This window comes from Halovivax gelatinilyticus (genome assembly GCF_024300625.1).
GTDB lineage: Archaea > Halobacteriota > Halobacteria > Halobacteriales > Natrialbaceae > Halovivax > Halovivax gelatinilyticus.
The window spans coordinates 1,502,589-1,525,086 of the sequence record NZ_CP101322.1; the positions used below are offsets into that span (position 1 = coordinate 1,502,589).

General features: G+C 66.2%; 20 protein-coding genes and 1 tRNA gene. 13 read left to right on the plus strand and 8 right to left on the minus strand.

The window, feature by feature from the left end; genetic code table 11:
* Positions 1-39 precede the first annotated feature (39 nt).
* Positions 40-2,604 (minus strand): M14 family zinc carboxypeptidase, encoded by a 2,565-nt coding sequence (locus NKH31_RS07375; RefSeq protein ID WP_254864490.1) that lies wholly within the window; start codon positions 2,602-2,604, stop codon positions 40-42.
* A 230-nt stretch (positions 2,605-2,834) separates the two neighbouring features.
* Positions 2,835-3,080 carry a ferredoxin gene (locus NKH31_RS07380; RefSeq protein WP_254864491.1) on the minus strand — a complete coding sequence of 82 codons (246 nt, stop codon included), beginning with the start codon at positions 3,078-3,080 and terminating at the stop codon, positions 2,835-2,837.
* A 290-nt stretch (positions 3,081-3,370) separates the two neighbouring features.
* Between NKH31_RS07380 and NKH31_RS07385 the strand changes: the two genes are divergently transcribed.
* Together NKH31_RS07385 and NKH31_RS07390 are read left to right on the plus strand one after the other, a co-directional pair.
* Positions 3,371-4,237 carry a poly-gamma-glutamate hydrolase family protein gene (locus NKH31_RS07385; protein ID WP_254864492.1) on the plus strand — a complete coding sequence of 289 codons (867 nt, stop codon included), beginning with the start codon at positions 3,371-3,373 and terminating at the stop codon, positions 4,235-4,237.
* Between the two features lie 131 nt (positions 4,238-4,368).
* Positions 4,369-5,586: an inorganic phosphate transporter gene (locus NKH31_RS07390; RefSeq protein ID WP_254864493.1), complete on the plus strand. Its 1,218-nt coding sequence runs from the start codon at positions 4,369-4,371 to the stop codon at positions 5,584-5,586.
* 17 nt (positions 5,587-5,603) lie between these two features.
* On the opposite strand, the gene NKH31_RS07395 is transcribed toward NKH31_RS07390, so the two are convergent.
* Positions 5,604-6,038, minus strand: a complete 435-nt coding sequence (locus tag NKH31_RS07395; protein WP_254864494.1) for a universal stress protein — start codon at positions 6,036-6,038, stop codon at positions 5,604-5,606.
* A 167-nt stretch (positions 6,039-6,205) separates the two neighbouring features.
* Between NKH31_RS07395 and NKH31_RS07400 the strand changes: the two genes are divergently transcribed.
* From NKH31_RS07400 to cgi121, 3 genes are all read left to right on the plus strand, one after another.
* On the plus strand, positions 6,206-7,606 hold the full coding sequence (locus NKH31_RS07400; protein ID WP_254864495.1) for a poly-gamma-glutamate hydrolase family protein: 1,401 nt from the start codon (positions 6,206-6,208) through the stop codon (positions 7,604-7,606).
* Between the two features lie 246 nt (positions 7,607-7,852).
* Positions 7,853-10,210, plus strand: a complete 2,358-nt coding sequence (locus NKH31_RS07405) for an ATP-dependent DNA helicase (protein ID WP_254864496.1) — start codon at positions 7,853-7,855, stop codon at positions 10,208-10,210.
* Entirely contained in the window at positions 10,210-10,704 is a 495-nt protein-coding gene (gene cgi121, locus NKH31_RS07410; RefSeq protein ID WP_254864497.1) for a KEOPS complex subunit Cgi121, read from the plus strand. The genes NKH31_RS07405 and cgi121 overlap by 1 nt, the downstream gene beginning before the upstream one ends.
* A 28-nt stretch (positions 10,705-10,732) precedes the next feature.
* On the opposite strand, the gene NKH31_RS07415 is transcribed toward cgi121, so the two are convergent.
* A complete protein-coding gene (locus NKH31_RS07415) occupies positions 10,733-11,416 on the minus strand; it encodes a rhodanese-like domain-containing protein (protein WP_254864498.1) in 684 nt (227 codons plus the stop codon).
* A gap of 339 nt (positions 11,417-11,755) precedes the next feature.
* Between NKH31_RS07415 and NKH31_RS07420 the strand changes: the two genes are divergently transcribed.
* From NKH31_RS07420 to NKH31_RS07430, 3 genes are read left to right on the plus strand one after another with little or no spacing between them, the layout of a single operon-like run.
* Complete coding sequence (locus NKH31_RS07420; protein WP_254864499.1) at positions 11,756-12,310, plus strand: (2Fe-2S)-binding protein; 555 nt, start codon at positions 11,756-11,758, stop codon at positions 12,308-12,310.
* Between the two features lie 3 nt (positions 12,311-12,313).
* Positions 12,314-13,261: an FAD binding domain-containing protein gene (locus tag NKH31_RS07425; protein ID WP_254864500.1), complete on the plus strand. Its 948-nt coding sequence runs from the start codon at positions 12,314-12,316 to the stop codon at positions 13,259-13,261.
* On the plus strand, positions 13,258-15,645 hold the full coding sequence (locus tag NKH31_RS07430) for a xanthine dehydrogenase family protein molybdopterin-binding subunit (protein WP_254864501.1): 2,388 nt from the start codon (positions 13,258-13,260) through the stop codon (positions 15,643-15,645). The genes NKH31_RS07425 and NKH31_RS07430 overlap by 4 nt, the downstream gene beginning before the upstream one ends.
* 38 nt (positions 15,646-15,683) lie before the next feature.
* On the opposite strand, the gene NKH31_RS07435 is transcribed toward NKH31_RS07430, so the two are convergent.
* The gene (locus tag NKH31_RS07435; RefSeq protein WP_254864502.1) at positions 15,684-16,187 is read right to left on the minus strand and encodes a DUF2062 domain-containing protein; all 504 of its coding nucleotides are present in this window, start codon (positions 16,185-16,187) and stop codon (positions 15,684-15,686) included.
* Between the two features lie 169 nt (positions 16,188-16,356).
* On the opposite strand from NKH31_RS07435, the gene NKH31_RS07440 reads away from it, so the two are divergent.
* Positions 16,357-17,391, plus strand: a complete 1,035-nt coding sequence (locus NKH31_RS07440; RefSeq protein ID WP_254864503.1) for an LLM class flavin-dependent oxidoreductase — start codon at positions 16,357-16,359, stop codon at positions 17,389-17,391.
* Positions 17,392-17,439: 48 nt separating this feature from the next.
* Here NKH31_RS07440 and NKH31_RS07445 read toward each other — a convergent pair.
* Positions 17,440-17,512 (minus strand) — tRNA-Gln (locus tag NKH31_RS07445).
* Positions 17,513-17,639: 127 nt separating this feature from the next.
* Between NKH31_RS07445 and NKH31_RS07450 the strand changes: the two genes are divergently transcribed.
* The 3 genes from NKH31_RS07450 (at position 17,640) to NKH31_RS07460 (ending at position 19,580) form a co-directional block, all read left to right on the plus strand.
* Positions 17,640-18,242, plus strand: coding sequence for an IMP cyclohydrolase (locus NKH31_RS07450; RefSeq protein ID WP_254864504.1), 603 nt, complete (start codon positions 17,640-17,642; stop codon positions 18,240-18,242).
* A 125-nt stretch (positions 18,243-18,367) separates the two neighbouring features.
* The gene (locus NKH31_RS07455) at positions 18,368-19,027 is read left to right on the plus strand and encodes a metallophosphoesterase family protein (protein ID WP_254864505.1); all 660 of its coding nucleotides are present in this window, start codon (positions 18,368-18,370) and stop codon (positions 19,025-19,027) included.
* A 193-nt stretch (positions 19,028-19,220) separates the two neighbouring features.
* Complete coding sequence (locus tag NKH31_RS07460) at positions 19,221-19,580, plus strand: hypothetical protein (RefSeq protein ID WP_254864506.1); 360 nt, start codon at positions 19,221-19,223, stop codon at positions 19,578-19,580.
* A gap of 22 nt (positions 19,581-19,602) precedes the next feature.
* Here NKH31_RS07460 and NKH31_RS07465 read toward each other — a convergent pair whose 3' ends face one another.
* Positions 19,603-20,220 carry a hypothetical protein gene (locus tag NKH31_RS07465; RefSeq protein ID WP_254864507.1) on the minus strand — a complete coding sequence of 206 codons (618 nt, stop codon included), beginning with the start codon at positions 20,218-20,220 and terminating at the stop codon, positions 19,603-19,605.
* A gap of 247 nt (positions 20,221-20,467) precedes the next feature.
* Positions 20,468-21,646 (minus strand): aspartate kinase, encoded by a 1,179-nt coding sequence (locus NKH31_RS07470; protein WP_254864508.1) that lies wholly within the window; start codon positions 21,644-21,646, stop codon positions 20,468-20,470.
* Positions 21,647-21,865: 219 nt separating this feature from the next.
* Here NKH31_RS07470 and NKH31_RS07475 point away from each other — a divergent pair, with 219 nt between their 5' ends.
* The gene (locus NKH31_RS07475; protein WP_254864509.1) at positions 21,866-22,306 is read left to right on the plus strand and encodes a hypothetical protein; all 441 of its coding nucleotides are present in this window, start codon (positions 21,866-21,868) and stop codon (positions 22,304-22,306) included.
* Positions 22,307-22,498: the final 192 nt, after the last annotated feature.

Genomic DNA, 22,498 nt, shown 5'->3' on the forward strand with positions numbered 1-22,498 from the left:
CGCTCGAGTCGATGCGTTCAGGACCCGACCGATTCCGGCTCAGATCCGCTGTTCGTGGCCGAGCGCGGCCCGGAGAATCCGCATGCCCATCGGCGTCAGGGCGTAGTCTTCGAGCCCGAAGGGGTGTAAGTTCGACTGGGTGGCAGGCGGCAGCAGGCCCCCGATAACGGTGATCGATCCGAGTTCGCCGACGATGACGTCGCCGCCGGCGGTCGCGGCCACGTCGCCGCCGGCGTTGGCGAAGGCGGACTCGTCGACGACGGTTATCGGCGCTTCGTTGCTGATCGCGTACCCCAGCGTCGGTCCGGTCCAGAGTTCCGCTTCGAGCGAGCGAACGTCGTCGACAAGCGGGTGGCCGGTCGTCGAGCCGAGACTGGCGAACTGAACGGTTCGCGAGGTGACGTCGGACGAACCGATCGAATTCGCGCCACCCACGTCGAGCGACGCGAGCAGGGAAACGCCCGCGTCGGTCAACACGAGGTTGCCACCGGCGTCGACGTACTCTTCGATCGCGGAGACGTACGCGCCGCTGGCGGTTCCGTCGTCGTGGGAGATCACCAGGTCGTCGTAGGCCGGTTGACCGCCCGAGAGCAGCGCGCCGCCTTCGATCTCGGCTACGGTCAACCCGCTCGCCGTCCCGTCCGCCATCGCGTCGCCGTAGTCCTCGAAGTAGGCGAGCGGGGTGACTTCGTACTCGCGTTGCTGGTAATTCAGTGCGCCGGGATCCGGTCGCCCGGTGGTCGAAACGATCGCCAGAGTGACGTCGGCTGCGCCGTCGCCGTCGACGCGAAGCTCCCACCGCCCCGGCTCGGGATCGGTCACGATCCACTCCGCACCGCCACAGCAGCCCGAGCCGTGGACGTCGTCGGTTCTGACCGTCTCTCCGCTCGGCGAGACGAGCGCCGCGGACTCGACGCCGGTCTCTAGTTGCTCGACGGACACCGAGAGCGTGTGCGCGTCTCGCCCGATCGAAATCGAGCGACCGCCGTTCCTCTCGGTGGCGACCGCGAGTCGGTCCCGGTCGATCGCCGTTCGCGAGTCGAGCGTCAGGTCATCTGAACGGCGCGTCAGCGTCGGCGTGTCGACGTACGCGAGCGAGCGGCCGCCGGTTTCGATCGAGCCGTCGACCGGTTCGGCGGCCAGTCGGGCGAGTTCTCGCATACAGATCTGATACGCCTCCAACTGGACCGTCACGAGGATCGGATAGTACGGAATCGGCTGGGCCGTCTGCGAGTTGTCGATCGCCATCTCGTAGGTGACGGCCGTCGCGCCGAAGCCGCCGACGTCGACCGCCTTGCCCAGCCAGCCGCCCATGCTTCCCGAGACGTTGTAATCGATCGTGTCGGAGACGGTGCCGAACGCGTACGGCTCCGACGGCGCGCCGCCCCAGACGCCACGGTTCTGGGCGGCCTCGTTCAGTTCCTGGCTGTACTCGTTCAGCAGCGGGCGAATGTCGGCGTCGTAGGCGTCTTCGGTCCGCTCGTTCAACGCGTCGATTGCGGCCTGCTCGCGGACGCTGTACTCACTGTTCCCGTGCATGTTGTAGACGAGCGCACTCGCGCCGTACATGCCGTGAAAGTCGGCCGCGTACGCGACGTCGTCGTAGCGTCTGAGTTCGTGGACGAGCCATAAAGCGTCCGGGACGTTCTCGACGTAGACGTCGGCGACGTCGTCGTCGATTCCGTCCGGGTCGTCGTTTTCCAGGTTCTCGCCGTACGGGTCGGCGGGGTACGCGTTCGGGTTGATCACGCCCGCGGTCGGGAACTGACGGTTCAGGTCGAGGGCGGAGCCGTTCGCGCGCGTGAACGTGTCGCGGCCCGAGTGGGCCGAGGAGACCGTCTCGGGGTGGCGCGACACCCAGCCGTCGGGGTTCGACAGGACGAAGACGAGCGCGACGTCGTCGAGCCAGGAGTCGAGTTCGGGCTCCTCGCCGCGAAGGACGGCCTCGAACAGCCGCACGCCAGCCTCGAGGCCGCTTCGCTCGTCGCCGTGGATCGCGAGCGAGTAGGCGACGACCTCCTTGTCCTCGACGTCGTCGATTCCGTTCGTGAGTTCGGCGATCACCATGTCGTACTGGACGGGTTCGCCCTCGCGTCGGTTCTCGAGGCCGGCCGAGTTGCCGAACGTCTTCACCCGAGCCCGGTCGGGGTGGGCCTCGGCGAGGTGCGTGAGCCCGTCGACGGCCTCCTCGTACGCGACGTAATCGAGGGCCGCTTCCGGAGCGGGGAAGACGCGGTCTGGATACTCGAAGTGCTTCCAGAACGGGTTCGCACCGGGCGCGAACCGCATTCGGGTCACCAGAAAGTACTCGGAGACGTCCGCGGCCTCGCTCGGCGTCAGCCGGGCGTACATCGCCGGCCACGGCTCCTCGGTGAGCCGGACGTCGGTCCCGTACGATTCGAGCGCAGAGAGCACGCGACCGTCGAAGACGTTGATGAGCGTCGGTATGCGGTCGCCGCTCTGGGTCCGATCGAATACGAACTCGTACTCGTCGGTCATCGCGGCCCTGTTGGCGTTCTCGACGGTCGAATCGGCGCTCGCCGTTCCGGCCGCAAGGCCGGCGACGCCCGCTCCGGCGGTGGCGAGGAAGGATCGCCTGCTCACCGGGCACGGTCGTTCTCGTCGGTCGAACCCGTCGTCCGCTGTATCAGTGGGATGCATGTGACAGGCGGTTTTTTCAATTCCCCGACCAAGTAATTATTCTAGAAAAATAGTAGTATTAATTTCACCATCATCAGTGGGAGGAGACTGGTCGACCGATCGCGCGACCCGGGCTACACTCTGTGGTCCTGGCCAGGTGGTGCTGGCTACGGGATCAACTCAGGTAATGCTGGCTACGGAATCAACTGCTCGCCGTCGTCGTCGTATATCGTGATGGCGTCGACCGGGCAGGTTCTGGCGGCGAACTTCGCGTCGAGTTCGTCGTCCGCGGGGACGTCGCGGACGAACACGCCGTCATCGGTCTCCTCTGAGTCACGAAGAATAGCCTTTCCGCGATCGGTATCCTTCTCGAATTCGCTCCACTCGGCGACGCACTGGAACATCCCGATACAGGTGTCCTCGTCGAACTCGATTCGCATATCCTCCACTCATTCCGTGTCCGTTTAGCCTTGACGACACGGCTCGGCCGGCGTTTCGAATTTCGACGTCGACGGCAGTTATATTTAGCTATGGCCACTGGTTTTGACTGGACATGTCTTCCAACAGTACAGATCCACAGACCCCCTCGACGACCCGCGTTGGCCGCCGAACAGTGCTCGCCACCGGTGGTACCCTCCTCGGAATCGGAATACCGAGTGCATCACTGGCTGCGAGTAGCGAATCGGAGCAGGCGACTACGGATCCGCAAACGGACGAGTGTCCCGCTGAGATGCCCGTGTGGGACCGGCCCATCCTCCAGACGGACGACGAGTGGAACACGGTGGTATCGGACGCACGATACTGTGCACTGCCGTGTTCGCTGGTGGAGACGACGGCTCTCCGGATCGGCCAGCAGATTCGGCTCATCGGCGGCGGTCCGGACGGCTACGAGTCGGCGGCGTTCACCGTCGCCGACGTGCTCGACGAAGACGCGGTCGGGCTCACCAGCTGCGGACTAGAGCGGATGGATCTCGCCGACGGCGACGACGTGACGATCGGGGCGAGCCCGGTTCATCAGGGCTACGATACGCGTCGCGAGGCCCGCCTCAACTCGGAGTACGCGGAGTACCTCGTCGGCGATGCTGCGGCCACGTCCGTCCTTTCGCTGGCGCCCCACGGCGGCCACATCGAGTTGTCGACCGATTTTCAGACCGAACGTCTCACCGAGATCGTAGACGGGCTTGGCTGGGTCGCGGCCGGGTTCTACGACGGCGCTGGAACGTACAATCGCTGGCACGTTCCCTCGGTCGACATCGAGTCGTTTCCCGTACTCTCCGATCTCGCCGGGGAGACCTACGACTGGACGGTGGCATTTCACGGCTACGGAGACGACGCGGTCCTCGTCGGCAGGACCGCGAGCGAAGCCGACCGCCAGACGGTCGCCGACGAACTCTCAGATCGCCTGCCGAACACGCCCGTCGAACTCGTCTCGGAATCGACGACCGCGTACGACGGCTCGTCGCCGGCTAACGTCCTCAATCGGATCGGCCAGATCGGCCGCACCATCCAGCTCGAACAACCCAGATCCGTCCGAGTGAACGACTGGCACGTCGTCGCGGACGGGGTCGCCGATGCGATCGACCAGCTTTCGGCCTGATCGTGACAACGTTGCCCGTTCCGGGACGACGTCGGTGTCCGTCCGGCCGTCAACCGTTGTAACCGGTACTCCCTCGTAACCGGACCGAACCAACGCTTATCCGGTCGGTCGACATACGACGACGAACGGAAATGGTCGCACCGTCGTTCGTCGTCCTCGTCGCTGTCGCCGTTCTCACCTGTCTGTTCATGGCGTGGGTCCTCGGGGCGAACAGTAACTCGCCGCCGTTCGCGCCAGCGATCGGCGCCAACGCGATCTCGACGATGCGTGCGGCGTTCGTCATCGGCATCCTCGCCGCCGCGGGGGCGATCATGCAGGGTGGCAGTATCTCCGAAACCGTCGGAAGCGACCTGATCGACGGCGTCACCATCTCTCCGCTCGCCGCCACGGCAGGCCTGCTGACCGCAGCCGGGTTCATGGCGATCGGGATCTACACCAGGTATCCGATCCCGGCGGCCTTCGCGACGACCGGGGCGATGGTCGGGGCCGGACTCGCGCTCGGCGGCGATCCAGCGGTCGATACGTATCGACGACTCGGGACGTTCTGGCTGCTCGTTCCGTTCATGTCCGGCGGTCTGGCGTACGCGACGGCGGTCACCCTTCGTCGGGACGACATCCCCGAATCGGTCGGCGTTCCGCTGCTGGCCGGGGTGGTCGGTGCGATCGTCGCGAACGTCAGACTCGGCGTCATTCCCGACCCGGTAGCCGACCAGGGGACGATCGCTCGGTTCGTTTCACGCCAGCTCGGCGGCGGTCCAACCCTCGTTGCCGACGTCGACATCGGCGTCGTGCTGGTGACTGTCGCGGTCGGGGTGTTAGCCGCCTACCGGGTTCGTCAGAAGGTGTTGGGCTCCGTAGACGAGGGTATCCGATCGTTCCTGCTCGTTCTGGGCGGGATCGTCGCGTTCTCCTCGGGTGGTTCGCAGGTCGGACTCGCAACCGGGCCCCTAGAGCACCTCTTTCGGATCGAACTCGGGCTTCCCGGAATTACCTTACTCGCCATCGGTGCCACCGGTATCCTGGCCGGCGCCTGGATGGCCGCCCCTCGGCTGTTGCAGGCGACCTCCAGAGAATACGCCCAGCTGGGGGTTCGGCGATCGATCGCAGCGCTCGTTCCGGGATTCGTCATCGCCCAGCTGGCGATCGCGCTCGGGATCCCCATCTCGCTCAACAATATCATCCTCTCCGGCGTAATCGGCGGCGGGCTGGCGGCCGGATCGGCCGGCGTCTCGCGGCGCAAGGTCGCCGTCACGATCACGTTCTGGTTGCTGACGCTTCTCAGCTCGATCGCCGTCGGATTCGGCCTCTATCGGCTGTTCGAAATCGGTTTCGGTGGGTCGCTGGCCTGACCGCAGCCCCTCGCGGCTCACTCCAGGACCGTGACGGGAACCGACGTCTGCTTCTCGATCGTTCGCGGAATCCCGTCACCGAGTAGCCACCGCTCGATCGCGCTCGCATCGTGACCGGGAACGACCACCAAATCACAGTCGAGTTCGTCGACCGCATCGGAAACGACCTCGGCCGGCGACCCCTCCCTCGTCAGGGTCCCTACCGTCGATGGATCCCGATCGCTCTCCTCACACACCGTCTCGCGCAGCGACGCGGCTCGATCGCTCGCCATCGAGAGTCGCTCGTCGCGCCGCTCCAGGATTCGACCCTCGCTCATCCACAGATCGGCCGGCACGACGATCGCCAGGAGCGTCACCACCGCCTCGGGATACGTTTCGAGCGCGTGCCGGAGCGCCCGCCGATCGTCGGGCTCCCCGAGAGTGACGACGAGTACACGATCAGGGTCGCTCACCCGAGTACGTATGCGAACGAACCCCATCGATCTGTCGGTCATCCCATCAGACCGACGACACCGAGACTATCACCGGAGTCGCCGACTCGGTTCACAAGATTGGATATGCACCGGGACCCACAAATATGGAAATAAATAAGTCTTGGTGCTCAAATATCTACCTGGTAATGGCTCCTCGCGACTCGTCATCGGAACTCTCAGCGCGACTGTCACCCCTCCCCGGACGGCGGGACGTTCTCCGACTGGGCGCCAGCGTCACGAGTCTCTCACTCCTGTTTACGATGCGCGGTGACAGACTTCACCGCCCCGCCGCCATAGAGAATTCACGAGAGGGACCCGCGCGGATCGGCGCAGGCGCGTCGTACGTAGGCGGTCGTGACCCGGATGGCACTCCGTCCGCCGAGGCGGTCGATTCCACCGTCGGTGGGACACCGGATGAAAGCGAGACCGACGATTCGAAACCGGAGACAGACTCCGCGTTCGACGACGGTGGTGAGGACGAAACTGGTGACGGAGGTGATGACGATAACGGGGATGCTGACGACGGTGGTGGAGACGGAGAGGATGCTGACGACGATAGCGGAGAAGACGATAGCGGCGGAAATGGTGGAGACGAAGAGGATGACGACGGGGACGAAGACGACGATTCGCCGGAGTGGAAAGACGGCGTCGTCACCCTGACCGAGACGCCCCTCGAGGCGGTCGGTTCGATCGGTGCAGACTGTCACTGCCTGCTTGCGAACGACTTTCTCGACCACCACGACCTCGTCGTCGGCCAGCAGATCAGGATCGCGCCCGCTAGTTCCGGCGGGGCGGTCGACGCGATTTTTACGGTATCGGGTGGACACGACGGCGAGCCGGGCGAGCTGGCGATCGATCCGGAAGGGCTCGACGTGCTCGTCGCCGACGATGGCGATCGGGCCTCGATCGGCCACCTCGCGGTGGACGCGTCGATCGAGACCCGGGACGAAGCCCGGGCACAGGACGAGTACGCGGAGTACCTCGTTGGGACCCAGAGTCAGCCGGATCTCGTCGTCCTCGCACCCCACGGCGGACATATCGAACGGGGAACCGATCGGCAGGCCGAGCGACTCGCCGATGCGCTCGACGGGCTGGGCTGGATCTGCGTCGGATTCGACGAACCCGGCGTCGCGTTCGATCGCTACCACGTCACCTCGACGGCGATTCACGAGCGATCGTTTCCCACTCTCGAATCGATCTACGACACGCAGTACGAGTGGGGCGTCGCCTTTCACGGTTACTCGACCGACGATCGAATCCTCGTCGGCGGTCGCTGTGACGACGACGTCAGACTGGCCGTTCGCGACGCCATCGCTGAGGCGGCCCCCGACCTCGACGTCGAACTCGCCGAATCGGACAGTCCGTACGCGGGGGTGTCTCCACAAAACATCCTCAACCGGCTGTCGCCGTTCGACAACACGATCCAGCTAGAACAACCGCTTTCCGTCCGCCTCGAACGGAGCGATGCCGTCGTCGATGCCATCGCCGGCGTGATCGAGGGAAAACTGGGTGGCGAGGAGGCGACGATCGAACGACCGGTCGGCTAGTCCCAGACAACGCAGTTCGAGTCAGTGCGGTTCGAGCCGGCGGCTACAGATCGGGTACATCGGCCAAATCCGTGCCGTGAACCTCGTGCCTCGACCGATCGAACCGGTCCGGGGCCGATGGGCGACCGCCAGGTCGCTCGCGTTGGACCGAATCTAGCGGTACAGCCGCGATTCAGGTACGTCGCGTTCCGAACGGCACCCATCACAGACGACAGTTTAAACCGGAGCACGACCCAACCACGGGTAATGAACCTCGAGAAGGTCCCCGGGCTCCCGCCCGGCGCCGTCTCGCACTTCCGGGAAGAGGGGATCGAGGCGCTCTACCCGCCACAGGCGGAGGCGGTCGAATCGGGCGCGACCGACGGCGACAGCCTCGTCGCGGCCGTTCCAACTGCCAGCGGCAAGACGATGATCGCCGCGCTCTCGATGCTCTCTGCGATCGAACGGGGTGGGAAGGCGCTGTACATCGTCCCGCTGCGGGCACTCGCGAGCGAGAAGAAAGACGAGTTCGAAGCCTACGAGGAGTTCGGCGTCACCGTCGGGGTGACGACGGGAAACTACGAGAGCACCGACGACTGGCTCGCCTCGCGCGACATCATCGTCGCCACCAGCGAGAAAGTCGACTCGCTCGTGCGAAACGGCGCGGACTGGCTCTCGGAGCTCACCTGTGTCGTGAGCGACGAGGTCCACCTCATCGACGACCGCAACCGGGGACCGACGCTCGAAGTGACGCTCGCGAAACTCCGCGCGCTGAATCCGACGCTCCAGGTCGTCGCGCTCTCGGCGACGGTCGGCAACGCCGACGAGATCGCAGACTGGCTCGACGCCGAACTCGTCGAGTCCGAGTGGCGGCCGATCGAATTGCAGACGGGCGTCCACTACGGAAACGCGATCAGCTTCGACGACGGCGAGCAACGCGAAGTGCCCGTCCAGGGCTCTGAGAGTCAGGAGGACGCCCTCGTCAGGGATATCGTCGTCGAAGGAGCGTCCGGACTGGTCTTCGTCAACTCCCGGCGAAACGCCGAGGCGGCCGCTCGGAGGCTGGCGAACGTCGTCGCTCCGGAGCTGACCGAGGCCGAACAGGAGTCGCTCGGCGAACTGGCTGAGGCGGTCAGGGACGTCAGCGACAGCGAAACGAGCACGGACCTCGCCGCCGCCGTCGAGAAGGGCGCTGCCTTCCACCACGCCGGATTGGCCAGCGAACACCGGAGCCTCGTCGAGGACGCCTTCCGAGATCGGCTCCTCAAAGTCATCAGTGCGACGCCCACCCTGGCAGCCGGGGTGAACACGCCGGCACGACGGGTGATCGTCCGCGACTGGCGTCGCTTCGACTCGACCGCCGGCGGCATGGCGCCGCTCGACGTTCTCGAGGTCCACCAGATGATGGGCCGGGCGGGCCGGCCGGGTCTCGACCCCTACGGTGAAGCCGTCCTTCTCGCGAAGGACCACGACGAACAGGACGAGCTGTTCGACCGCTACATCTGGGCCGAACCGGAGGCCGTCAGGTCGAAGCTGGCCGCCGAACCCGCCCTCCGGACGCACGTGCTGGCGACGATCGCCTCCGGCTTCGCTCGCACCCGCGACGGTCTCCTCTCGTTCATGAACGAGACGCTCTACGCGAGCCAGACCGACGAACGGGGCCGGCTCGAGTCGGTGACCGATTCCGTCCTCGAGTATCTCGATCGAAACGACTTCATCGAACGAGACGGGCCAGACGCTGTGTCCGGGTCCGAATCTGCCGACGACGATCCGTTCACCTCCGCCGCCGACCTCGCGGCCGAAGCCGACCGGGACGTCGAACTTCGCGCGACGAACCTGGGCCACACCGTCTCGCGGCTCTACTTAGATCCGATGAGCGCCGCCGAGATCGTCCACGGCCTGGAGTCGGCCGAGTCGCGCCCCACCGCCATGGGACTCTACCAGCTGATCGCTCGAACGCCGGACATGTACGAACTCTACTTGCGATCCGGCGAGGACGAGAAGTACGGCCAGCTCTACTACGAACTCGAAGACGAGTTGCTCGGCGACCGGCCCAGCGAGTACGAAGACGCCCGCTTCGAAGACTGGCTGGCCGCGCTGAAAACCGGTGCTCTCCTCAAAGACTGGGCCGACGAGATGGACGAAGATCGCCTCACCGAGCGCTACTCGATCGGGCCGGGCGACCTCCGCGGCAAAGTCGAGACGGCCGAGTGGCTGCTCGGCGCCGCCGAGACGCTCGCCGCCGAGATCGACTCAGACTGGAGCGTGGCCGTCCGCGAGGCGCGCGCCCGCGTCGAACACGGCGTTCGCGAGGAACTGCTCGAACTCGTCGGCGTCCGGGGCGTGGGCCGAAAGCGCGCTCGCCAGCTCTACGGCGTCGGGATCGAGACGCCGGCCGATCTGCGTACCGTCGACAAGGGCGTCGTCCTGGGTGCGCTCCGCGGGAAGAAGACGGCCGAGAACGTCCTCGAGAACGCCGGCAGAGACGATCCATCCATGGACGGCGTCGACCCGATCCCGGTCGAGCAATCCGGGGCCAGCGCGACCGGTTCGAGTCGGACGAGCGACGAACCCGCGGCCGACGAATCCGCGGCGAAGAACCAGTCGAACCTGGGTGACTTCTGATGGAACTGCTCGAAGGCGACCTCGCGATCGACGACCTGGACGGGTTTCTCGCTGGGCTCAGCGAGATCGGAGAGAAACACGGCTCGACGATCCAGGCGTTCGACGCCCGGTACGTCGCCGGCCGGAACCACCTCGCACGCGCCGTCGCGAGCGCCGAGCGCGCCATCGAACACGACGATACGATCGCACGCGATCCGGCCGTCGAACTGCTGCTGTACGCCGCGGGTCGCAGACAGATCGAGCGCGCACTCGAAATGGGGGTCGGCGAGGGAGCGAACGAGGCCGCGATAGTCGTCACCGGTGGTGACGAAACCGGAGCGATCGAGACGTTGCGCGCCGAACTCGACGTCGATGAGCGATCGGTGATAGACGAGCCGGACGAGGCAATCCTGACCGACTACTTCGACGTTCGCGACCGGGAGCGAGCGGCGACCGACGTCGACCTCGAAACGCTGATTTGCGAGCGGGTGGCGTTGCTTTCGGTCGAAAAGTAAGCCGTCGGTCGAGAGGGGTGGCGGATCCTCAGAATCGAAGTTCCCCGTCGGAAAGCTCACCGAGCGTTCGCTCGACGGACCGATCGGGAAGGTCGAGACGGGCGGCCGTCTCGGCGTCGACGTCGTAGAAGGTAAACTCCATTTCGAACCGGCCGTCGTCGCCGACGTGGGCGACGTAGCGCTGGCCGGTTTCCAGTTCTTCGAGCCAAACCTGCTCACCGGCGAACGACTGATCGGTGCGTCCGGCGACGTGATAGTCGAACGTCGGGGCGGCCTCGCCGCCGCTATCCATCGGATAGCCGTTGTCCCGCCACTCCAGGAGGCCCTCGTCGATGGCGTAGACGTCCTCGAAGCCGTCGTTCATCAATTCTGCCGCCCGAGTGCCGGCGAGGTCGTGCGGACAGACGCAATAGGTGACGAGACGCTGGTCCGTCGAGATGTCGTCCGTCGGGTGGTCGAACGACGAATCGCCCGCCGGGCTCAACAGCGCGCCGGCGATGTGGCCCTGTACGTACTCCATCGGACTGCGCGCGTCGAGGAAGATCGCCTCGTCGTCCTCGTACCACTCGTACGTGTCCTCTGCGGGGGCCAACGGTACCTCCTGGCCGTTCGTTTCGTACACGTCGTACTCGTCGTTGCCCGACAGACACCCTGCGAACATCGCACTCGCCCCCGCGACGCCGCTCGCCACGAGATACTGGCGTCGGTTCATATACTGCGTCTGGTGCTCGAATCAAATAGCCGTTCCGGTCGTCAGCAGGTTCTCCGGATTCCGAATCGGACCGCCTCGGGGTGGCGTATCACCCCCTCACGACGGGTTGCACACGACCGGCACCCCCTTCGTTTCGGGTGGAGATTGGCACAACAGCGACGGGTGCACGGACGCCGTCGCTCGGTTCCGAGCGGACAGTCTCGGATCCGGTTCCCACAGAACTAACACCGCCCGGGTCGACCACGCGAGTAACTGACACTCGTGGTGACGCCGGTTCCATCGCGAACGGCGGCGAACGAGACGACGCGCCCTCTCACCGCGAGCAGACGAGATCTCGCCATGTCCGGACACGACATCACCCTCACCGTCAACGGCACCGACGAAACACTCACCGTCGAGGGGCGAACGCTCCTCGTCCACGCCCTTCGCGACCACCTCGGCTACACCGGCCCGAAGGTCGGCTGCGAACGCGGGAAGTGTGGCTCCTGTACGGTTCACCTCGACGGGGAACCGATCAAATCCTGTACGACGCTGGCCGTCCAGGCCGACGGTCGCGAGGTGACGACCGTCGAAAGGATTGCAGACGACGGAACGCTCCACCCCGTCCAGGAGGCGCTTCACGAAGCGCACGGACTCCAGTGTGGCTTCTGCACGCCGGGCATGGTGATGACGATCGTCGATCTGCTCGATCGGGAGTCCGAGGTGTCTCGAGAGTCGGTTCGCCACGCGCTGAAGGGGAACATCTGTCGGTGCACCGGCTACCAGAAGATCGTCGACGGCGTGCTGGCGGTCGCCGAGGAAACCGAGGGCGTTCAGGTCGGCTCGAATGATCAGACGGAATCCGATTTCACACCGGCAGAGAACACTCGCACAAACGCCCGCGGGGGTGACTGACCGATGTATCCCGCCCCGTTCGAGTACCGACGGGCGTCCACTGTCGATGACGCAGTGTCGACGCTGTCGGCCGAACCCGATCGCGACGTGCGAGTGCTCGCCGGCGGCCACGGGCTCCTTCCGGCCATGAAGACCGAGGGGCTCTCGCCGGACGTCCTCGTCGATATCGGCGACTGCGACGAACTTCGCGGTATTGCGCGTGAGGACGCCCCCGCGAACGGGGGTCCCCCGGGACTCTCCGTCGGCGCGCTCACGACCCACGCCGAACTGGCCGCCTCCGACCTCGTCGCCGATCACGCACCCGCGCTCGCCGAGGCCGCTCGCGCCGTCGGCGACGTGCAGATCCGCACCCGCGGGACGATCGCCGGCAACATCGCCGAGGCGGATCCGGGCGCAGACCTCCCGGCGGCGCTCGTCGCCGGGGACGCGACGATTCGTATTCGGGGCCCTGACGGGGAGCGGAGCGTCAATGCGATCGATTTCTGTCGCGGGAACGGCGAGACAGCCCTCGCGGCAGACGAGCTGATAACCGACGTGTTCGTCCCCAGTTGCGAGGCCGGGGCGTACGAGAAGCGAACGCACCCGGCCCGGGGGTTCGCGATGGTCGGCGTCGCCGTCTCGCTCGACATCGACGGAGCGGCGATCGACGACGTCCGCATCGGGGCGGTCGGCGCGACCGATCGACCGGTTAGACTGGCGTCCGTCGAAGCCGAGATCGGCGGGTTGTCGGTCGAGTCGCGTGACGGGGGAGACGCCTCCGATGAGATGGCGGGTGACGTGGCAACCCGCATCGAAGCGGCGGCGTCGAAGGCGAGCGCCGATCTGCCGGACGGCGACCGCCACGGCGATCACCACGCGTCAGGGGCGTTTCGCGCGGAAATCCTCGGTCCCCACGTCGAACGAGCGCTCACGCGTGCCGTCGCGCGAATCGACGGCGGTGGTGGCGAATGAACGAGCGCTCGGCCGCCGGTAAACGCGACGGTGACGAGGGGAACCCTCTGGTCGGCACTGGCGTCTCCCGTCGAGAAGACCGCGCGCTGCTGACGGGCGCCGCGACGTTCACGGACGACCGCTCGGAGCCGGACCTGGCCCACCTGGCGTTCGTTCGAAGCGAACACGCCCACGCCCGTCTGAAGGGGGTGGACGCATCCGCCGCCCTGGAACTCGACGGCGTCCTCGCCGTCTACATCTGGGGGGACATCGCCGACTCGGAGTCACCCGGCGTCATCCCGATCGCCTCTGATCGCCTCGACGCCGAGATTCCGGGCCATCCGGTGCTCGCGCGCGACCGCGTTCGCTACCACGGCGAGCCGATCGCGGCGGTCGTCGCGACGGATCGCTACGCCGCCCGGGACGGCGTCGAGGCCGTCGAGGTCGACGCCGACCCGCTAGACGCGGTGGTCGATCCGCTCGAGGCCGCCAACCACGCCGCGCCGACGCTCTACGAAGCGGCCCCAGAGAACGTGGTGAACACCTCCGAACTCGGCGATCGAGACGCAACCGACGAGACGTTCGAAGCGGCCCCACACGTCGTCGACCTCTCGCTCGAGAACAACCGGCTCATCCCCTCCGCGCTGGAACCGCGGGCCGCGCTGGCCGACTGGAACGCCGGCGACGAGCGCCTGACCGTCGAGATGACGAGCCAGTCCCCCCACGGCCACCGACGAAAACTCGCACAGACGCTCGACCTGCCCGAGCGCCAGATCCGGGTGATCGCCCCCGCCGTCGGCGGCGGGTTCGGACACAAGGGACACCACCATCCCGGCGAGGCCGTGGCGGCCTGGGCGTCGATGCGACTCGAACGGCCGGTGGCGTGGACCGCGACCCGATCAGAGAACTACCTCGCCGGCGCGCACGGCCGAGATCACCGGACCGACGCGTCGATGGCGCTCGATTCGGACGGACGGATTCTGGGGATTCGCGTCGAAACGGTCGCCAACGTGGGCGGCTACGGCCTCGGCGGCGCACCCGCCATGCCGAGCTGGTACGGTCGGCTGCTCGCGAGTCAGTACGACGTGCCGGCGATCCACTGTGAGACCCGCGCGGTCGTGACGAACACGGCCCCGATCCACTCCTACCGGGGCGCCGGTCGGCCGGAAGCGATCTACGTCACGGAGCGCCTGGTCGATATCGCCGCTCGCGAACTCGGCATCGATCCGGTCGAGATCCGCCGGCGGAATCTGCTCTCGCCCGACGATTTCCCGCACGAGACGGCCGTCGGCGCCGAGTACGACAGCGGTGAGTACGAGGCCGCAATCGATCGAGCGCTGGAACTGGCCGGCATCGACGCCGAGGGAGACCACCAACTGCGAGGGGGCGAGCGCGACGATGCCGGCCGGTTACGAGGCGTCGGCTTGGCAAATTACGTCGAGTCGACGGGCGGCGGCTACGAAAGCGGCCTCGTCCGGGTCCACCCCGACGGCACCGTCACCGTCTTCGCGGGCTCGCACTCACACGGCCAGGGCCACGAGACCACCTACGCGCAGATCGTCGCCGACGAGCTCGAAGTGGCCTACGACGACGTCGACGTCGTCGAGGGCGACACTGACGCGATCCCGGCCGGAACGGGTACGTTCGGCAGCCGGAGCACGATCGCGGCGGGCAACGCGGTCCGAGAAGGGGCGAAAGACGTTCTGGAGAAGGCCAGACGGGTCGCCGCGTTCCGGCTCGATGCCGACCTGGCCGACGTCGCCTACGCGGATGGCTCGTTCACCGTCGAACGCGAGCGCGAGGACGAACGCCTCTCGGCTGACGGCGGCGCCGAGTCCGTCTCGTTCGCCGAGGTGGCGAGCGCCGCCTACGGCCGCGGCCTCCCGGAACCGCTCGACCCCGGCCTGGAAGCGACGTGCTTCTACGAGCCCGACGGGACGGCCTACACGTTCGGTACCCACGTCGCCTTCGTCGCCGTCGATCCCGCGACAGGGGACCTCGAGATCGAGCGCTACGTCGCCGTCGACGACTGCGGGCCGCGCGTCAATCCGACGATCGTGGAGGGACAGATCCACGGCGGGGTCGCCCAGGGGCTCGGCCAGGTCTGTACGGAAGAGACCGTCTACGATCCGGACGGTGGACGACTCCTGACCGACACGATGTTCGAGTACGGCGTTCCGCGGGCGTCACAGCTGCCAGATGTAGAAACCGGGGCCACGGAGACGCCTAGCCCGCTGAATCCGCTCGGCGTAAAGGGGATCGGCGAGGCGGGGACGATCGCCGCGCCGCCCGCCGTCGTCAACGCAGTCTGCGACGCGCTCGCGCCGTACGGCATCGAGCACGTCGACATGCCGTTGACCGCCGAACGACTGTGGACGGCGATTCGAGAGGCGACGGACGAGTGAGTTCGTCGACCGTCGCGGCGGTTCGTTCGACGGGAGCGTCACCGCGCCGGCCGTTCGTCGACGAGTTCGTCGACCGCCTCTTCGATCATCTCACCGACGTGCGTATCGGGCAGCCTGAGCGCGATGCGATAGGAGGCGACGTAGCTGATCGGCGTCACGGCGACGGCGAGGATGAGGTTCCCGAGGAGCAATCGCGCCACGATGTCCGAGCCGGCCGACATCGACACTTCGCTGGTCGAGAGGTCGTCGACCGGACCGAGTATCGCGACGCCCAGCGCGAAGCTGGCGGCGTACACGCCCCACTTGACGACCGGATTGAAGACGATGACCGAGGAAAACAGGGCGATCTTGCTCACCCGCTCTGAGAGGGCAGCGATCACCACGAAGAGGATGAGCCCGGTTCCGAGCGTCGGGAGCATGGTGATGAACGCCCCGATCGAGAAACTCCCGGCGACCTCCTTCGGCGTGTGCTCTTCTTTGAGGGCGTTTCGAATCGCCCGGCGGAGTCTCGCGACGGCGTCCCGGTACCGGTGTGTGACCATCCCGGTCGGTCACAACAAACGCGATGGGCATTAACGTGGCGTATTGTAACACACCAATCTTCCAGAACGTTTGCCACCGTCGGGTCAACCGTGCCCGTCGAGATGACCGCACACCGACGCAGGTTCCGGATGGACAACGCGTTTCTCGGAGGGGGACGAACGGCCGCGCATGGATCTCTCGATCGTCGACCTGTCGCACGTCCCCGACGGCGCGAGTGCCACGGAGGCGTACCAGCAGACCGTCGAACTGGCCCAGCGTGCAGAAGAGCTGGGATACGAGCGGTTCTGGGTCGCCGAACACCACGGGATGGGCGAGTTTATCGCCGGCACGACGCCCGAGGTGCTGCTTGGCCACCTCGCCGCCGAGACGTCGACGATCCGGCTCGGATCCGGGACCGTCCTGCTCAACTACTACCAGCCGTTCAAAGTGGCCGAGGCGTTCGGCGTCCTCGACGCGCTCGCTCCCGGGCGGATCGACCTCGGGTTGGGGAGGGCGACCGGTCCGCCCGCTGCTGATCGAGCGATGGGATACGACACCGGCCCGAAGACGCCCGACGCGGCCGACACCGAACACCGCCAGAAGATCGAGGAAACGCTCGCACACGTCCGCGACGAGTTCCCGGCCGACCATCCCTACAGCTCCCTGCAGCTTCCCCGATCGGCCGGCGACCGCCCGGAACCGTGGCTGCTCGGTTCGAGTCCGTCCAGCGCGAAACTCGCCGGCGAACTCGGCCTGCGGTACTGCTTCGCCGGCTTCATCCGGCCGGGATTCGCCGAACCCGCGTTCGAAGCCTACCGCGACGCGTTCGAACCCTCGGCTACCGGCGACGGACCGGCCGAACCCGAGGGCATGCTCGCGCTCAACGTCGTCTGCGACGAGACCGACGAGGCAGCCGCTCGGCTCCGAGCCCCGACCGAAGCCGTCTACCGGCGCATGGCCCGCGGACGCATCGGCGACGGCATCCCCTCGATCGAAACGGCCATCGACGAACTCGGCGCCGTTCCCGAACCGACGCCCGATCCGCTCCCCGACGGCGAGTGGTCCCGCTCGATCTCCGGAAGTCCCGAGACGATCGACTCGCTGCTCACCCAGCTCGCAGACCGCGTCGGCGTCGACGACGTGATGATCCAGCACTCCGTTCCCGACTTCGCGGACGCCAAACGATCTCACGAGTTGCTCGCCGAGGGCGTCGGTCTCGACTGAAGATTCTACTCCGACTGGTCGGTCCAATCGAAGAATGTAACGGAAAAGTAGTCCATCCTGGATTCGAACCAGGGTCGTTGCCCCCAGAAGGCAACAGGATTGGCCACTACCCCAATGGACTCTATTCGAAGGAAGTGGGCTGAATCACAAAACTGTATCGCTTCACGATGGGCCGTCATGCAATCCGGACCGTCTGAACACGACCCCGAACCGACACCAACTTAGCCCGCACGCGCGCAGTCCCGGGTATGTACATCGGACGCTTCGTCATCGTCGGCCCCGAGACGGCCGCCTACCGCGTCTCCTCGCGATCGTTCCCGAACCGCCGAATCGTCGACCGTTCCGACGAGGGGACCACGCTGACCGTCGGGCCGACCGACGACGCCCCCGAGACGGACAACCCCTACGTGGCGTACAACTGCCTTCGGACGGTCGAGACGCCCCGCGGCGAAGCCGCCGTCATCGGCAACGGTTCGCAGGTCGATCCGATCGCGGAGAAACTCGGACTCGGCTACCCGGCCCGAGACGCCCTCGCGACGGCGCTGCTCGCGCTCGACTTCGAGAAGGACGACTACGATACGCCCCGGATCGCCGGCGTTCTCGACGCGGACGGCTCGGCCACCATCGCCACCGTTCGGCGCGACGCCCTCCTAATCGACGCCGTCGAGGAGCCGACGCTCGTCGCGACCTACGAGCGCGATTCGCCGGAACCGTTCGACTTCGACGCCGGGGACGCCGCGGACGCGGCCGCAGCGGCCTACGACGCCGACTTCGAGCACCCCGTCTGCGCAGCCGGCGTCACCAGAGCGGGCGACGGGTTCGAGTGGGCCATCGAAAACGGCGACGAGTAAGGCCGACTCGAACGGACGGCGGAACGGTAGAAGGGACAGCGGGCCGATTCTGCCGGACGGCGCGACCGACTCGCGAGGCGACGATCACACCAACACCCAAGCGCCTGGCGTCACTCACAATTCGTATGCAGATCGCGCTCATCTCCGACGTCCACGCCAACCGGGTCGCGCTGGAGGCCGTGTTCGACGATTGTCCGCCCGTCAATGCGGTGGTCTGCGCCGGCGATGTCGTCGGGTACAACCCCTGGCCGGGCGAGTGCGTCGATCGACTGCGTGAGGGGGACGTTCCGACCGTGATGGGAAACCACGATCGAGCCGTCGTCGAGGAACGCGGCTTTCGAGGGAACGAGATGGCCGACGCCGGAGTCGAGTACGCCAGCGCGGAACTCACCGACGAACAACGGGCGTGGCTGGCGTCGCTCCCGGAACGACGACGGCTGTTCGACGGCCGGGTTCGCGTCGTCCACGGCCACCCGGACGACCCCGACCGGTACACCTACCCCGAACGCTTCTCGCCGCGACTGTTAGACGAGGAGGACGTGCTCGTCCTCGGTCACACCCACGTCCAGCACGTAGAGCGATACGCCGAGGGAATCGTCGTCAATCCGGGCAGCGTCGGCCAGCCGCGGGACGGCGACCCGCGGGCGGGCTACGCCATCCTCGACCTCGACGCGCTGACCGTCGATCTCCACCGCGTCGAGTACGACGTTCGGGCCGTTCAGGAAGCGATTCACGAGGCCGAGCTTCCAGAGCGGACGGCGAGTCGACTCGAACGGGGGAAGTAACGCGTTTCTCGACCCTACGGGCCGAGAAACGCGGATAGGCGAGCGGCGAAGCCGAGAGCAGCGGGGTCTGGACGATCCGAGAACCAGCGCGCTTTGCCTCCACCGAGATCTGATTGTCTGCGATCAGAGACGGTCTCGCGGTCGTGGCCGTGGCCGAACGGCTTTCACCGGTGGCGTGGTACGACGGTCCACCATGCCGATAAAGCGTGCGCTCACAGGTGATCCGAAGCGAACGAGTCTCATCTACCTCGCCATCGGCGGCATCTCGCTGGTGAAGGCGATCGCGTTGCGCGACGATCGCGAACGGTTCCGTCGTGAGTTGATCGACGCCGCGATCTTCATCGGGATCGGTCTCGCGTTGCGCCGATTCGCCACGATGAAAGAGAAAAAGCAAGCAGAGATCGAGTCGATGGTTCCCGACTGGGTCGGGTTCGGCGCGACGGAAGCGCCCGAGTCGTCGCTACGCGATCGGGTGTCGACTCGATTCGGGACGAGCGAACCGGATCGCACCGGTGGTCCAGCCGAAACGATCCGCGGTATCGTCGTCAAGTAAGCGACGGCGGGAGAGCGACGGGTCAGGAGACCCACTCGAAGACCGTCGAGGCGAGTTCCGCCTCGCGCTTCGTGGCCGCGTCCGAGTCGACCGCGAACGGGTCCGGCCGCTCGTTCGATCGCGGACGAACTCGAGTCCGTGATTCGCCGGGACAGTTCGAGACCGCGGGAGCGTCGGCGGGTCCGAACGAATCGTTCGAGACCCGAGTGGCCGACGGTTTCGGTCCGGCCAGCACGAACCCGTTTTCCTCGGTCGACTCGGCGTCGTCGAGGTCGGTTATACCGAGAAATTCCGCCAGGGTCTCGCCGTCCCCTGGGAGGACGTCGACCGTCGCGCCGCCGCCGACGGAGTCCGCAGAGTACCTCGGCCCGCTCCGGTCGACGGTCGTCGATTCGCCACCAGCCTCGCCCTCGTTCGCGGTTTCACCGCCCGCAGGTTCGAGCTGGACGTCCGCCAGGTCACGCAGGCGAGTGGCAGCCTCGTCGACGTCGCCGTCGAATTCAGGATAGGCGACCGGATCGTGCTCGCCGGGGCCGTCGATGAGATCCTCGACGGATTCTGCCCCGTAAGAGGCGATGATGGCGTCCGGGTCGGGCTCGACGTCTTCGAAGATTTCGGTGACGGGTACCTCTTCGCTCATACTCGGTCGGCAACGATGTGGCCTTTCGTTACGCGCCGACTACCATCGAATGCAGACGGTAACGGGATCCTTCCGGTCACGAAACGAGACGTTGTGTCGTCGCGACACTACCGCCTAGAGGCATCGCAGGTATCACTCGCGTATGCGCGAAAACGGATCGATCCTGGTGGGTCAGTACGGATCCGACGGTGGTGCTGTCACTATAGATTCGACGGTGGTGCAGTCAGTAGAGATCCGACGGATCGCGTCAGAACAGGTCCTGGACGAGTTCCAGGCCTCGTTCACGGTCGTCCCAGTCGACGACGATGGCGACGCTCGTCGCGGACGTGACGAGATCGTGAATCTGGAGTCGGGCGGCGGCGAACGGTTCGACGATCTCGTGGATGACGCCCGGCTGGGTCGGCAATTCCCCGCCGGTGAGCCGAATAACGGCGAGCGGTTTATCGACGGTCACGCTCGCGACGGCGGGCTGTTCGATGACCTGCCGGTGGAGGATGTTCTCGGCGCGCTCTGCCTGTTCGGCGTCGACGTAGAGGGTGACGCTGTCGAGCCCGCTCGCGACGACGTCGATGTTGATGTCGGCCTCGCCGAGTGCGCCCGCGAGCGACTGGAAGACGCCCGGTTCGTTTCTGATCGACCGACCGGCGACGGTGAGACAGGCGAGCGGACGCTCGCGCAAGTCGACGAGGTTTTCGAACGTGCCCTCGATGTGCGTTCCGCCGGTGAGCAAGTCGCCGTGCTGGTAGTGAACGACGCGGACGGCGAGATTCTCGCCCTTGTAGGAGAGAGCCGACGGCGCGACCACTTCCGCGCCGCGAAACGAGAGGTTTCGAAGCTCGTCGACGGAGATCTCTCCGACGTTTCTGGCCCCTTCGACGACGTGTGGGTCGCCGGTCATCACGCCCTCGACGTCGGTGACGATCACGACTTCGTCTGCGTCCATGTAGTTACCGAGCATGACGGCCGTCGTGTCGGAGCCGCCGCGGCCGAGCGTCGAGACGGTTCCGTCGGGGCCCTCGGCGAGAAAGCCGGTGATGACGGGGACGGTCTCGTCGCAGACGGAGACGAGTTCGCTCGCCCGGCGCCTGGTCTCCTCCGCGTCGACTTCGCCGTACTCGTCGGTGACGACCGGCCACTCGTCGTCCCCTGGTTCGAGGAACGTCGCGTCGACGTCGCGAGCTGCGAGCGCCGCTTTCAGCATGCGGACCGAGGTGCGTTCGCCCATGCTGACGATCTCGGCGCGGTCCGGTTCGCTCGCGTCGAACGTGATCGCCTCGAGCAGGTCGTCGGTGGTAGAGCCCATCGCGCTGGCGACGACGGCGATTTCGTGTCCGTCCGCGACCGCCGTCGCGATCGAGTCGGCCGCGCGTGCGATACGGTCGCCCGTGCCGAGGCTCGTACCGCCGAACTTCGCTACGACGCGCACGGGCACACCTCCACGGTCGCGGGCGGATGAGGCGGCCGCTCGCGTTCGTACGTAGCCACCGCTTCGAACGAGATCATGGGATTTCGTTGCCGTGGCCCGGTGATAACTGTGTCCCTCCCTCGGAAATTTACCGTCAACACGACGAGAATCCCGGTCCGACATCGACGCTCGCGCGAGCGCGCCGGAACGTTATGCACGTCGAGCACGTACGGCCTGGCGATGAACGTTCGTGACGCCCGAGAAGCCGACGCGAGTGCGCTCGCTTCGATCGCCGGCGCCCCCACGGACGTCCTCGGAGATCTCATTCACGATCGGACCGTCCGGATCGCCGAGGACGTGCGAACGGATCCGACCGTCGACGCCGAGCGAACGAAGTTCAGTGGCGAAAATCCGGAGAACATTCTCGGGTTCGTCAGTTTCGACGCCGATTCGGACGTCGTCACCGTCACGAAACTCGACGGGACGAAATCGGCGTACGACCGATTGCTCGACGAGCCGATCGGGTTCGCACGGACCGAGTCGATGGGCGTTGAAGCGCTCGTCACCGCCGATCGGACGGACGTCGTCGACGCACTCGAAGCGAAGGGGTTTAGCCGGGTCGAAGAGGGTCCACGGTTCGAAGGGGCCGACACGGTACTGTTTCGACTGGAGTTGAGATGAAATTAGACGTAGATACCGTTTTCAGGGGTAGTAGACGCGCTATATCTGCTGTCAATCGGTCGGATTCGACGACGCTCTGCTCCAGAAGAAAGAATACTTTTATTAGGTAGGTCTTCATCTGGTTCGTCTGCATCAACTGGACGCGTCTCGACGTACGCTACGATTCGTTCGGAGGGGAGAACGCGTCAACCA